This window comes from Gandjariella thermophila, assembly GCF_005405885.1.
In the GTDB taxonomy this organism is placed as follows: Bacteria; Actinomycetota; Actinomycetes; order Mycobacteriales; family Pseudonocardiaceae; genus Gandjariella; species Gandjariella thermophila.
In genome coordinates, this window is record NZ_BJFL01000040.1 from 1 (window position 1) to 13,200 (window position 13,200).

The window sequence follows — 13,200 nt, forward strand, 5'->3', positions numbered from 1 at the left end:
CAAGAACTGGAAGATACTTGCCACCGGCTTTCGAGGGCGCCTCGCCGAGCTTCCGAATGTCATCCGAATCGTCACCGCACTGGAGTTCTACCGACTTGGCTGGTAAGGGCTCTGAATAACGCTCTGATACTTGATTCCGGTTGGGCGTGGGCAGCGACGGCGGTCTTCGTGGGTTGGTTGGTGAGCACGAATATGCGACCGGCGGCAGGGACATTGGCGGGCGCGCTCATGGGTTGTGTCGCACTTCTTGTCGCCACGTTCACCTTTTACGGCATCAACTTGTTGCTCAAAGGGTCCTTCTGGTGGGGTCAGGTGTACTTCTGGTGGGCGCGGAGCCTGGCGTTGGGAGCGCCCCTCGGCGCGGTAGGGGCCACCATTCGGCGACCTGGACTGGGTGGGGTTCTCGCGGCCCTGGTCGTTCCCGTCGGTGCCGCTCTCAATGTGATTGTCTTGCCCCCGCCGGCAGATAGCCTTATGGCGAAGCCTGTTCTGCTGACTGTTTGGGGTGCCGCGACGACGGCCGCAGTTCTCATCGTGGCGCGTGCCATTCGTGCCCGGCGGTCACGGTGATGGCGACTCGGCGTGGCGCAGGCCCGAGGTCACGACGATGCAGGGGTGTCATGCCTAGACCCCGAGTCCGGTGTGCTCTGTGCGCCGGCCTGGGTGCACACCGGGCAGCGGCGCCACTGCGTCCAGAGATGCGCGATGTCGGGGCGAGAGACGCACGGCGAGTAGCAGGGTGGGGCGGCGTAGTAGGCCGGACCGATGGGGGAGTAGTGCCAGCGGGCGCCCGGCGGAATCCAGTGCTGGAGCGGGCGGAACAGTCCGGGCATCCACCGACCGGTCCCGGGTCCGGGAGCAGCGGCGGCCGTCATTCGCGCACCGTTCGGGGGTAGTGCGGGTACTGTCCCGGCGAACCGCTGGTTCGCCGACGTGAGCACGTGGCCGCTCGTTGTCATGGCTGGACCTGTTCGTCGAGGAGTCGGTGGGCCGCCGCGTGACAGTCCAGGCAGGTGTCCCAGAACCGGGCATAGAGATCGGTGGACGCGGGAAGCGTTTCGCCGCACAAGGTGTGGACGGGCATTCCGTCGGAGAAGCCGTCCGGTGGTCGCGGGTCCTGCGTGGCGTGCCTGGCGTTCCCCGCCGGCACCCAATGGAAGGGGTACGCCATCGTCGTTACCCCGTGATCTCGGGCCGCTGTGCCGGTTTGGGTTCGGCCGGCAGCGGGAGACGTTGCCGGATGGCGTGCGCGAGCTGCTCCATGGCCTCGGCGAGCTTGACGTGGTCGTCGACGCTGTAGGCGTCGCGTGGGATGTCGAGCGCGGCCTCGTCCATCCACCACTGCACCTGCCGCATGTACAGGAGCAGGATGCGGTCCTCGGGCGTCATGGCCGCGCCGCCGGGTGCCGTCGCCGAGCGAGTGTGGCCGTGGTGTCGAGATGCAGCACTGCCAACATGTTCCGAGCTGTCATGTCCCCCTCCTTGGCGCTGGTGATCTGTGCGGCTTCGAGCCGCTACGTCAGCAGATTGGGTGCTTGCGCAGCGGAAGGGCCAGTGCTCTGATCGGGCTAATCGTGTCCCCAATCGGACGTTAGGATGTGCTACATGGGTGCAAGCACTCGATCGCCCCGAGCGAGGGCGTTGTGCGCTGCCCTGCGGGAGGCCCGACAAGCCAGCGGAATCGGCGTCCGCGAACTCGGCCGCTTATTGGGAATCTCGGACGCGAACATTTCCCTGTGGGAGAACTGCCACCGCATACCGAACGTCGAGACGGTGGCGATGATCCTCACCGCCGTGCGCGTCTCTCCGGAGGAACGAGAACGAATCCTCGACCTTGCCCGCAACGTACGCGAGCCCAACTGGCTGACGGTCGGCATCGAGGGAATCCCGCAGCAACTGGCCGGTGTTGTCGAATGCGAGCGTGCGGCGACCTCGATTGTCGAGTGGATACCGATGGGCATCCCCGGCTTGTTGCAGACCTCGGACTACACGAGGACCATCAAGGAGAGCAGCGGGCTGCCCCAGGAGGACATCGAGCTTCGCGTGATGATCAGTGCCGGCCGCCGTGACGTCATCACCCGCGTGAACAACCCGGTGCAGTTCGAGGCGCTGATCGACGAGGCCGGCTTGCGCGAGCAGATCGGCTCGCCCGCCATCATGGTGGACCAACTCCGGCACCTGAACGCGATGGGGGAACGTCCGAACGTCGTGATCCGCGTCGTGCCACGCGGTGTCGGCTGGCATCCCGGCTGGGTTGGTCCGTTCATCCTCTTCGAGTTCCCGGATTCCTCCCCGGTGGTTTATTTCGAGCACTACAGCTCCGGCGCGTTCGTGCCCACCGAGCACGACGTGGCAGCGTACAAGAAAGCGATCAACAGGCTACGGGGCATCGCAAGGAGTCCGGAAGAATCCTCGGCACTCATCGCCGAGATCGCTCACCAAATGGAGGCGGCGCCATGAACGAGCAACGCTGGCGAAAATCCACACGGAGCCAGAACGAGGGGGCTTGCATCGAGCTGTCCGCGACGCTCGATCGCATCAGGGACTCGAAGAACCTGACCGGCCCCACACTCCGAGTCGACGTCGCCGAGTTCGTACGCGCCGTGAAGCTGGGCTTGTTCGACCGTTGACCCTGTGGCTGGCTCCCCGGTGCTTCAGTCCGGGGAGCCAGCGGGCCATGACCTCGACGTCCTCCGGAACTCGAAGAACCCGACCGGCCCCACCCTCACAGTCCACGTGGCCGAGTTCGTGCGCGCCGTCAAGCTGGGCCGTCGACCGCTGACCACGCGGCGGTACTCCCGCTCGCGCGTGACATTGCCGTATAGGCCGGCAGGAAGGGAATCATGCTCAATGATGAGGACCCGCTGTGGGAACGGCACAGCGGACGTGAGGGGCACAGCGAGCCACCCGAGTGGGATCCGCGCACGGACCTCGCGCTGGCGGAGACCTACTACCGGTCCGTGGACGGGAAGGGCAAGGTCTTCCTCGACCTGCTCATCGACCGCCCCGGCAGGCAACTCAGCGTGGACGAGCTGTGCCAACTCGCCCCGGACACCTTCACGGGTGCCAGTTCGGTCGCGGGCGCGCTCAGCGGCATCCACCGAGCGCACCGGGCAAGCGGACGCCGTTACCCGTGGAGACCTTCCTCGGTGTGGTGCAGGGAAAGCTCGGACTCGACCACGACCGCGTGCTGATGGGCCGCTACGCCATCCCCGTGGTGAGCCGCTACCTCCACCTCAACGGCGGCGCGTTCCGGGACGCGCTCGACCGTGACCGCACGCTGTACTGGTACGTGCACGCCGCCCTGTGGGGTCGGTTCGCCGGGTCCACCGAGACCGTGCTCGCCCAGGACTACGAGACGGCGGCGCGTGGCGGCATCGACGGCCTGATCAGGTCCCTGGAGCGCTGGCGCGGCGGCAGCCTGACCGTGCGGAAGAGGACTTCGACGTCGCCACCCGAGGCGCCCGCTTCTACCCGCTGCTCTACCTGCTCACCAGGGTGTGGAACGCGATGGACCTGGGCACCGGCCTGCCGCTGCACAACAACATGCTGGGCCCGCTGGCCACCCTGCAGGTGCATCACATCTTCCCGAAGGCCGTGCTCAACGCGCACGGCTACGGCCGCGGCGAGGTCAACGCCGTGGCCAACTTCTGCTTCCTCACCCAGAACACCAACCTGGCCATCGGCAAGAAGAACCCGCAGGACTACCTGGCCGAGGTGCAGGCCAAGTACCCGGGTGCGCTGGAGTCCCAGTGGATCCCGACCGACCCGGACCTGTGGACGCCGGAGCGGTACCCCGACTTCCTGGCCGCCCGGCGCAGGCTGCTGGCCGACGCGGCGAACATCGACCAGCTTGTCGAGTGGGGATGCGTCGAACCGCTGATCGACAGCGAGATCGCCGACCCGGAGACCGGAGCCGTGCTCGCCGTGGCGGAGGCGTTCTGGCCGGACGGGCTGCAGCCAGGTCAGGGTGCCCCGGTCGTCCTCGAACTGGACGAGGATGCCGCCAACCTGGCCCGTCTGGAGGAACTGGGCTTCGAGGTATATACCTCGGTGTCCGCTCTGCGCGGCCGGGTGCGCCGGCGCAACGAGGAGGCCGCGCTGGTCACCGTGCCCGACGCGTGACGGCGGGAGACCACCGATCGGGCGTCGGGGTCGGGTCGTAACCTGCTGGGACGGCCGAGACAGACAAGGACGGGACGGAGTGCGCAAGTTAACGTTGCCGCAGTTGGAGCGGCACCTGTTCGCCGCGGCGGACATCCTCCGCGGCAAGATGGATGCCTCGGAGTTCAAGGAGTACATCTTCGGGATGCTGTTCCTGAAGCGTGCTTCGGACGAGTTCGAGGTCGCCCACGCTCGGGTGGTCGAGCAGCTCGTCGCGGAGGGCATGGAGCCGCACCGGGCGAAGCTGCGCGCGGACTCGCCGCACTACTACGAGAAGACCTTCTTCGTGCCGCCCACCGCCCGCTGGGACTACCTTCGGGACGACATCCACCACAACGTCGGCGACGAGCTGAACAAGGCGCTGGCCGCGCTGGAGGAGAAGAACTCGGCGCTGGACGGCGTGTTCCACCACATCAACTTCGCCGCCACGATCGGCAACCGCACCCGGCTGACCGACAAGCAGTTGCGCGACCTCATCCGGCACTTCTCCAAGTACCGGCTGCGCAACGAGGACTTCGAGTTCCCCGACCTGCTCGGTGCCGCATACGAGTACCTGATCGGCGAGTTCGCCGACTCGGCGGGGAAGAAGGGCGGCGAGTTCTACACGCCGCGCTCGGTGGTGCGGATGATGGTGCGGCTGGTGGAGCCGAAGGAGGGCATGGAGATCTACGACCCGTGTGCCGGCTCCGGCGGTATGTTGATCCTCTCCAAGGAGTACGTCGAGGAACACGGCGGCAACACGCGGAACCTCCGGCTGCACGGGCAGGAATCCAACGGCGGCACCTGGGCCACCTGCCGGCTGAACATGCTGCTGCACGGCATCTACGACGCCGGCATCGAACTCGGCGACACGCTGGCCGAGCCGCAGCACGTGCAGGGCGGCGAGCTGAAGAAGTTCGACCGGGTGCTGTCCAATCCGCCGTTCTCACTGAACTACAGCCGCGACGGCATGCGGCACGAGCACCGGTTCCGCTGGGGTTGGGCGCCGGAGGGCGGCAAGAAGGCCGACCTGATGTTCGTGCAGCACATGGTTTCGGTGCTCAAGCACAACGGCATCGCCGCCACGGTCATGCCGCACGGCGTGCTGTTCCGCAGCGGCGCCGAGCGGGACATCCGCGCCAGGATGCTGGACGAGGACATCATCGAGGCCGTCATCGGCCTCGCCCCGAACCTCTTCTACGGCACCGGTATTCCGGCGTGCGTGCTGGTGCTGCGGGCGCCGGGAAGCAAGCCGCCGGAACGCCGGGGCAAGGTGCTGTTCATCAACGCCGACCGCGAGTTCTCGGCCGGGCGAGCGCAGAACCACCTGCTGCCCGAGCACTACGAGAAGATCGTGGCCGCCTACCACGATTTCGCCGACATTCCCGGCTACGCCAAGGTCGTCACCCGCGAGGAACTCCGGGAGAACGACGACAACCTCAACATTCGCCGCTACGCCGACAATGCCCCGCCGCCCGAGCCGCACGACGTCCGCGCTCACCTGCACGGTGGCGTGCCCCGCCGCGAGGTCGAAGCCAAGGCCGACCTGTTCGCCGCCCATGGGTTCACCACCGAGCAGGTGTTCGTGGACCGGGACGAGGACTATTTCGACTTCGCCGACGGCGCGGACAAGTCGCCATTCAAGGATCTCGTTGCCGCGCACCCAGGTGTGCAGGCCAAAGAGACCGAGCTGCGGTCGGCTTTGGACAAATGGTGGGGCGAGCACTCCCGGCTGCTCGTCCAGTTGCCGGAGACCAAGAGACTCATGGCCACCCGCCGCGAGCTGCTGGACAGCTTCCTGGACGGATCGCGCAGGCCGTGGCCGCGCTGCGGCGACCGAGGGCGACCAGTCTGGTCGAGATCAACCGCGAGGTCACCGACCTGTTGCTCACCGGCACACACGTGGACGCCCCGGACGGTGACGACAGCCAGCGCGGCCGGCGCGTCGACTACATCGACTGGGACCATCCGGAACGCAACGACTTCGTCGTGATGAACCAGTTCCGGGTGGAGCTGCCGGGCGGGCAGGGCCACCGGGCCATCCGCCCCGACGTGGTGCTGTTCGTCAACGGTCTCCCGCTCGTGGTGATCGAGGCCAAAGCGCCGCACACCGTCGACCCCATCGCGCACGCCATCGACCAGCTCCGCCGCTACGCCAACCAGCGCACGCAGGGCGGCATCCCGGAGGGCAGCGAACGCCTCTTCCACACCAACCAGGTGGTCATTGCCACCAGCTTCGACGACGCTCGCGTGGGGACGTTCACGTCCGGTCCGGAGCACTTCGCCGAGTGGAAGACGGTCGAACCCGGAACGCCGCAGCAGGTGGCCAGCGAATGTGGGCGAGCCGACCCCGCCGAGCTGTCCAAACAGGAAGTCCTGGTCGCCGGGATGCTGCGCCCCGCGCACCTGCTCGACCTGATCCGGCACTTCACCCTGTTCATGGAGGCCAACGGGCGGGTGGTCAAGGTCGTCGCGCGGTACCAGCAGTACCGCGCGGTCCGCCGGGCGGTCACCCGGCTGGTGAACGGGAAAACGCGCCCGGAGGACGGCGAGCATGACCACCGCGGCGGCGTCATCTGGCACACCCAGGGCTCCGGCAAGAGCCTCACCATGGTCTTCCTGGTCCGGGTCATGCGAACACACCCGGAACTCACGTCCTTCAAGGTCGTCGTGGTCACCGACCGGACGCAGTTGCAGCGCCAGCTCAGCGGCACAGCCGAACTCACCGACGAGACCGTGCACGTCGCGCGGAAGGTCAAGAAGGTGCGTGAGTACCTTGCCCGCCCGGGCAAGGACCTGGTCTTCGCCATGATCCAGAAGTACCGGGACACCGACGACGGTGACGACACCGGCGGCACCACCGAATCCGAGCTGGCCAAGGCGATGAAGACACTCGGTGAACTCAACGCCGACACCCGGATCGTCGTGCTCGTCGACGAGGCGCACCGCAGCCAGAGCAGCGCCCTGCACGCCAGCCTGCGCGAAGCCCTGCCCAACGCGGCCCTGATCGGGTTCACCGGCACACCGATCATCATGGGCAAGAGGAAACAGACCACCACCATCTTTGGCGTGTACATCGACAAGTACACGATCAAGGAGTCCGAAGAGGACGGCGCCACCGTGCCGATCCTCTACGAGGGGCGCACCACCAAGGCGGCGGTCCGTGACGGCAGCGGGCTGGACGAGCTGTTCGAGGACATGTTCGAGGAGCAGACCCCCGAGCAGCGGAAGCAGATCCAGCAGCGATGGGGCACCAAGAACAACGTGTTGGAGGCGCCGAAGCTGATCGACCGGAAGGCCCGCGACATGCTCCGGCACTACGTGGACGTGGTGCTGCCCAACCGGTTCAAGGCGCAGGTGGTCGCCGTGAGTCGGGAAGCCGCCGTGCGGTACCGCATCGGTCTGCGGCATGCCCGGGACGACCTGCTCGCCGAGCTGGACGCGCTCGACGCCGCACTGCGGACGACGGAGGCCTTCGACCGGGTCGACAGTATGCCCGCGCACCAGGCCAGGCTCGTGCGCGCCTACCGGCACCGGTGGCTCATTGCCCGGCTCGACTTCGCGCCGGTCATCTCCGGAACGCACAACGACAAGACACACCTGGCGGAGTGGACGAGCGACGCGTGCGGTCGTTGACGACTTCGTCAAGCCGCTCCCCGCCACGCCCGACGACGACCCGGCGAAGACCAGCCCGCTGGCATTCGTGATCGTCAAGTCCATGCTGCTCACCGGTTTCGACGCGCCCGTCGAGCAGGTGCTCTACCTGGACCGGCACATCAAGGAGGCGGAACTGCTCCAGGCGATCGCCCGGGTCAACCGGACAGCCGCCAACAAGAAGGCCGGGTATGTCGTCGACTACTACGGCGTGGCCGAGCACCTCAAGGTCGCGCTCGCGGCGTACTCCAGCGAGGACGTGGCCGGCGCGCTGACCAGCGTCGCCGACCAGGTGCCGTTGCTCGCCGACCGGTACCAGCGCGTGCGCAACGTGTTCCTGCGGCACGGCATCGAACGCTTCGACAGCGACAGTGATGTCGATGCCTGCGTCGAGATCCTGGCCGATGAGCGGTTGCGTGCCGAATTCGAGGCGGCGTTCAAGCTGTTCTCCGACAGCCTGGAAATCGTCCTGCCCCGCCCGGAGGCACTGCCCTACGTGCGACCACACAAGGTCCTCGGCCACATTCGCTTCAAGGCCAACCGGCGCTACCGCGACGACCCGGACGGCTTCGACGTCTCGCTGTACGGGGCCAAGGTGCGGCAACTCATCGACGACCACGTGATCGCGCTGGATGTTCGGACCAAGATCCCACCGGTGTCCATCACCGCTCCGGACTTCGACGCCAAGGTCGCCGCGCTCACCTCCGACCGGGCCAAGGCGTCGGAAATGGAGCACGCCATCCGGCACCACATCCGCGAGCACCTGGATGAGGACCCGGAGCACTACGAGTCGCTGTCCGAGCGCCTGGAACACATCCTCACCACATTCGAGGGCCAGTGGGAGCAGCTCGCCGACGCGCTCAGGGACTTCCTGCCCAAGGTGCGCGCCGGCCGCCAGGCCGACGACAGCGGACTCGACCCGCACACCGAGGCGCCTTTCTACGGTCTCCTCAAGCAGGAAATGCAACGCCACGGCACGCCCGTGGCGGCCAACGCCGACCACGCACTGCGACAGATCACGGTCGACCTCGTCCGGCGGATCAAGGACGACATCTCGGTGGTCGGATTCTGGGAGAACGCCTACGCCCAGGAAGCGCTGCACAAGGCCGTGGTGCGAAAGCTGGACGGCCAGCAGGTCGACGGCGAGGAGCTGTTCGAGTGGGAGCGGCTGCCGGAGATCGCCGGACGGGTGGTCGAGTTGGCCAAGGCGAACCGGATGCGCTTGGCTATGCGGTGATGGCCAGCCCAGCCACCACACTGCCCGAGCGCATCACGATCGGCGACCTTGACTTCGCCGTTCGAGAGTCGTCGGCCCGGCGGACGGTCGGCATCACCGTGGACCGGGACGGCTCATTGCTGCTGCACGCACCCACCGGGTGCGACCCGGACGTCCTGTCGCGCTGGGCGCGGGGCAAGCGGATGTGGGTCTACCGCAAGCTCGCCGACAAAGACCTCCTGCTCGCGCCGCCCGTGCGGAAGGAGTTCGTGTCCGGCGAGGGGTTCGACTACCTCGGCCGGCATTACCGGCTGCTGCTCACCGACGACACCTCTGGCGAGGTGAAGCTCGCACGAGGCCGCTTGCGCATGCCACGGACTGTGGCCGAGGCGGGCGGCGGCGCTGAGGCGCTGATCCTTTGGTATCGGCGCCGTGCCCTGGCATGGTTGCCGCAGCGAATCCGCCCGTGGACCGAACGGATGGGCCTGCGACCTGACGGCTTGGACGTCCGCGACCTCGGCTATCGCTGGGGGTCGCTCGGCAAGAACAGCCGGCTCAACGTGCACTGGGCGACCATGCAGCTCCCGCTGAGTCTGCTCGACTACGTGATCGTGCACGAGATCGCGCACATCGACGAGCCACGCCACACCCCGGCCTTCTGGTCCACCGTCGAGCGTGCCATGCCCGACTACGAACACCGCAAGGCGAGACTTGCCCGAGCCGGCGCCCGCCTGTGGCTCGGATGAGCGGAGCGGTCCATGGTGTCCGACCGCTCCGGACACCGAAGCGCTGGCTCCGGCGGGACGGTGCCGCATGATGAGGGCATGGCGGACGGCGTGGCGGGGAACGAGGGCTGGTCGAAGCTTGGGGCGGAGCCGGGGCTGTGTGGACGGTGCCGGCACGCGAAGGTGAACGAGACTCGGAAGGGCACCGCCTACCTGCGCTGCACCCGGGCCGCCTGGGACGAGCGGCTGCCGCGGTATCCCAGGCTGCCGGTGCGCGAGTGCGTCGGGTTCGAGCCGGGCTGACCCTGCGGTGACGCGCCGGCCAGCCAACCACCGAGCAATGTGGGCGGCGGCTCGACTGGCTACTTCGGCAGGACGATCGCCCGGTCGCGGATGCGGTCCCAGGCACCGGGCGGGAGATCGAGGTGCAGGTACAGATCCGACACGCCGTTCAGACCACCGGCGCCGTCCCGCACGGCGACGATCTGGTGCGCCTGGTCGACGCCGATCTCGCAGGCACGCGCGATCGCCTCGGCCGGGGCCGCGTTGAGGTCCACCAACCCGCCGTCGTCGTAGTCGCCGGGCAGGTCGGGCCGGCCGATGTGGAGTTCGCGGGCCAGCAGGGGGTCCTGCTCGACCAGCTCGCGCGCCTTCCGCCGACGCTCACGGGCTCGCATGACCGCGGCCACCGCCGGGTCGATGTCAGCGGGGGCCGCTGGTTCCACCCCGTACACCGCCCGCCGCAACGGCACGAGTTGCACGCAGGCCGCCACCGTGACGGCGATCGCGCCGAGCGTGACGGGAGGAGCAACCGCGACGGAGACGAAGAGCAGCGCGGTGAACGCTCCGTAGAGAGCCGCGAGCCACCGCACGCGGCGCCGGCGCAACCGGACCGCCGCATGCACGAACGGCACGAAGGCGAACAGGCCTACCGTCACGATGGGCACCAGGAAGTACCAGGTACTCCAGGCGCGTATCACGTGACGGCGCACGGCGCCCGCCGTAGGGGGCATGGGACTCGTCCTTTCCATCGGGTTGTCGCAGGGGTCTACAGCCACTCGGCGACGCCGCCGTGGCCGGAGCAGGTGCCGCTGCGGTGCTGGCTGAAGCTGTAGCTGCCGTCCCGGCAGCGGGCGGTGGCGCCGGCGGGCGGAGCCGGTGCCTGCACCGGCCGGTGCACGCAGTTGCCGTCGGAGTTGACGTAGGAGTCCGCGCCGCAGGCGGTTCCGCCGGAGTTCACCGGCGGGGGCGCCGCCTGGGTGGTGCGCGGCGGGAGGGCGTGGGTGGTCTCGGGCGCCGGTGGTGGTGGCGGCGGTAGCAGCAGTGCGGTGGTGGTCGTCGTGGCCGGCGCGGTCGTCGTCGACGTCGCCGTCCAGATCGAGGCGGCGGACGGGCTGGACGTGACCGGCGGCGGGGTCGGCACCGCGGTCGCCGGCTGGCAGCCGGCGACCGCGGCGCCACCGAGCAGGACGGCGCCGGCCACCGCGAGCAGGTGGCGGCCGGGGAGCGCCCGGCGCGCACCAGACGGGTGGCGGGCGGCGTGGCGGGCGAGGCTGAGGCGGCGAAGCCAGGCACGGTTCATGGAAGGGAAGGGACCTCTCGCGGGTCTCCGGCGCTGGAGTGAGTGACCGGGCGATCGGATACATCGCGGCGGGTCACCGTTGGTTAGCACAGCGGCCGGAATTCACCCGTTCGGCGTGACCTGACCGCCCCTGGCGGGCGGTAGCGCTCACTCTCCGGACCTCTCGCCGCAGGTGTGATTGAGCGCACAACTGTGTAGCCTCAGGTGCAGACGAACCGCGGCGGTTCCTCCGTGCTCGGACAACGGTGTCGGCCGGGGAGGGTGCCATGTTCACGCAGATCCTCGACCCCGTGCACAGCGTGCTGGGCAGCACCCTGCTCGCGCTGGTGCCGGTGGCGGTGTTGCTGGTCGCGCTGGCCCTGTTCCGGCTGTCCGCGTGGCAGGCGGTGATCGTCGGCGGGGTGGTCACCGTGATCGAGGCGATTTTCGTCTGGCATGCGCCCGCCGGGCAGGTGCTCACCGCCTACGGGCTCGGCGCGGGGACCGGGTTCTGGTCGATCGACTGGATCGTGTTCTGGGGCGTGGTCATCTACCACACCATGGTGGTGACCGGCGCGTTCGACGCTTTCAAGAACTGGCTGGTCAACCAGGCCACTGCGGACATCCGGGTACAGACGATCCTCATCGCCTGGGCGTTCGGCGCGCTGCTCGAGGGCCTGGTCGGGTTCGGCTACCCGTGGGCCGTGGTGGCGCCGGTACTCATCGCGTTCGGCATCGCCGACCTGGCCGCGATCCGGGTGGCCGCGCTGGCCAACAACGCCCCGGTGTCCTACGGTGCGCTCGGCGCCCCGATCATCGGGCTTGCCGCGGTGACCGGGCTGCCGCTGCTCGCGCTGTCCGCGTCCATCGGCAAGATCGTCGCCGTCCTCGCGCTCGCCCCGCCGTGGATCCTCATCTACCTGGTCAGTGGCCGGCGCGGATTGCGAACCGGGTGGCCGCTGGCGATCGTCGGCTCGCTGGGCTACATCCTCGGCCAGTACCCCACCTCGCAGTGGCTCGGCCCGTACCTGCCGGACATCATCGGCTCGCTGGTGTGCTTCGGCGCGCTGCTGCTCCTGCTGCGATTCTGGCGCCCCTCGGTCACCCTGGGCTACGGTGGCCGGGAGATCACGCCTGCGGAGTCCGTTGTGGACGGTTCGAACTCCAACCGGTCCACCCGCGCCGCCTGGCGTGGCCTGCTGCCGTTCCTGATCCTGGTGGTCGTGGTGGTCGCGTGGACGGGGCCGTGGTCGCCGCTGCCCAAGTACACGCCGTTCGCGCCGGCGGTGAAGGCGCTGTCCTCGCTGAGCCACGCGGCGGTGTCCACGTCGTGGAAGTTCGCGCCGTTCGTCGCCGGTACCGCGATCCTGGTCAGCTGGCTGCTCATCGCCGCCTACCTGCGGCCCAACGGCGAGCAACTGCGCACCGTGTTCGGCAACACCGTGCGGCAGATGTGGGGCGCGCTGCTCGTCGGACCGCTGATCTTCGGGCTCGCCGAGTCGTTCAACTTCTCCGGTATGGCCAACTCCATGGCCAACGGCTTCGCCAAGGTGGGCACGGGGTACGTGATCCTCGCGCCGATCCTGGGCTGGATCGCGGTCGCGCTCTCCGGCAGCAACACCTCGGCCAACGCGGTGTTCGGCCAGTTCCAGCTCGCCGTCGGCCGGCTGCTCGGCGCGCCCGTGCTGCTGTTCCCGTCGCTGAACTCGGTCGGATCCGAGGTGGGCAAGCCGGTGGCGCCGCAGACCGCCAGCGTGGGCGTGGCCACCACCCGCTTCGTCCGCAACGAGGGTCAGGTCATCCGCTACAACATGGGCTGGACGCTGATCATCCTTCTCTACCTGATCGGCGTCGGCGTGCTGTTCTACTTCGTGCTGCCCGCCGCCGTGCGGCTGTGAGAT

Annotated in this window: 13 protein-coding genes and 1 pseudogene; 10 read left to right on the top strand and 4 right to left on the bottom strand. The window is 68.3% G+C overall.

Features of this window, described 5'->3' with window-relative positions; all coding sequences use genetic code 11:
• Positions 1-955: 955 nt before the first annotated feature.
• Together FFT21_RS24535 and FFT21_RS24540 are read right to left on the bottom strand one after the other, a co-directional pair.
• Entirely contained in the window at positions 956-1,171 is a 216-nt protein-coding gene (locus tag FFT21_RS24535; RefSeq protein WP_137816300.1) for an HC3 family zinc finger protein, read from the bottom strand.
• A 5-nt stretch (positions 1,172-1,176) separates the two neighbouring features.
• The gene (locus tag FFT21_RS24540; protein WP_137816301.1) at positions 1,177-1,389 is read right to left on the bottom strand and encodes a hypothetical protein; all 213 of its coding nucleotides are present in this window, start codon (positions 1,387-1,389) and stop codon (positions 1,177-1,179) included.
• Between the two features lie 252 nt (positions 1,390-1,641).
• Between FFT21_RS24540 and FFT21_RS24545 the strand changes: the two genes are divergently transcribed.
• The 9 genes and pseudogenes from FFT21_RS24545 (at position 1,642) to FFT21_RS24580 (ending at position 10,041) form a co-directional block, all read left to right on the top strand.
• A complete protein-coding gene (locus FFT21_RS24545; RefSeq protein WP_307722959.1) occupies positions 1,642-2,460 on the top strand; it encodes a helix-turn-helix domain-containing protein in 819 nt (272 codons plus the stop codon).
• Positions 2,457-2,630 carry a DUF397 domain-containing protein gene (locus tag FFT21_RS24550; protein WP_137816303.1) on the top strand — a complete coding sequence of 58 codons (174 nt, stop codon included), beginning with the start codon at positions 2,457-2,459 and terminating at the stop codon, positions 2,628-2,630. Before FFT21_RS24545 ends, FFT21_RS24550 begins: the two co-directional genes overlap by 4 nt.
• 213 nt (positions 2,631-2,843) lie before the next feature.
• Positions 2,844-3,194, top strand: a complete 351-nt coding sequence (locus FFT21_RS24555; RefSeq protein WP_137816304.1) for a DUF6416 domain-containing protein — start codon at positions 2,844-2,846, stop codon at positions 3,192-3,194.
• Positions 3,195-3,510: 316 nt separating this feature from the next.
• On the top strand, positions 3,511-4,125 hold the full coding sequence (locus tag FFT21_RS24560) for a hypothetical protein (RefSeq protein WP_137816305.1): 615 nt from the start codon (positions 3,511-3,513) through the stop codon (positions 4,123-4,125).
• Between the two features lie 79 nt (positions 4,126-4,204).
• Positions 4,205-5,596, top strand: a pseudogene (locus FFT21_RS24565) (type I restriction-modification system subunit M); the annotation flags it as partial.
• A gap of 365 nt (positions 5,597-5,961) precedes the next feature.
• The gene (locus FFT21_RS30005; RefSeq protein ID WP_371856857.1) at positions 5,962-7,779 is read left to right on the top strand and encodes a type I restriction endonuclease subunit R; all 1,818 of its coding nucleotides are present in this window, start codon (positions 5,962-5,964) and stop codon (positions 7,777-7,779) included.
• A 67-nt stretch (positions 7,780-7,846) separates the two neighbouring features.
• Positions 7,847-9,034 (top strand): type I restriction enzyme subunit R domain-containing protein, encoded by a 1,188-nt coding sequence (locus tag FFT21_RS30010; protein ID WP_225978718.1) that lies wholly within the window; start codon positions 7,847-7,849, stop codon positions 9,032-9,034.
• Positions 9,034-9,759 (top strand): M48 family metallopeptidase, encoded by a 726-nt coding sequence (locus FFT21_RS24575; RefSeq protein WP_137816329.1) that lies wholly within the window; start codon positions 9,034-9,036, stop codon positions 9,757-9,759. The genes FFT21_RS30010 and FFT21_RS24575 overlap by 1 nt, the downstream gene beginning before the upstream one ends.
• 78 nt (positions 9,760-9,837) lie before the next feature.
• Complete coding sequence (locus FFT21_RS24580; RefSeq protein WP_137816306.1) at positions 9,838-10,041, top strand: hypothetical protein; 204 nt, start codon at positions 9,838-9,840, stop codon at positions 10,039-10,041.
• 59 nt (positions 10,042-10,100) lie between these two features.
• Here FFT21_RS24580 and FFT21_RS24585 read toward each other — a convergent pair whose 3' ends face one another.
• Positions 10,101-10,751, bottom strand: a complete 651-nt coding sequence (locus FFT21_RS24585) for a hypothetical protein (RefSeq protein ID WP_137816307.1) — start codon at positions 10,749-10,751, stop codon at positions 10,101-10,103.
• A 35-nt stretch (positions 10,752-10,786) separates the two neighbouring features.
• Positions 10,787-11,320, bottom strand: coding sequence for a DUF3761 domain-containing protein (locus FFT21_RS30015; protein ID WP_225978719.1), 534 nt, complete (start codon positions 11,318-11,320; stop codon positions 10,787-10,789).
• A gap of 266 nt (positions 11,321-11,586) precedes the next feature.
• Here FFT21_RS30015 and FFT21_RS24595 point away from each other — a divergent pair, with 266 nt between their 5' ends.
• Entirely contained in the window at positions 11,587-13,197 is a 1,611-nt protein-coding gene (locus FFT21_RS24595; protein WP_137816308.1) for an L-lactate permease, read from the top strand.
• Positions 13,198-13,200: the final 3 nt, after the last annotated feature.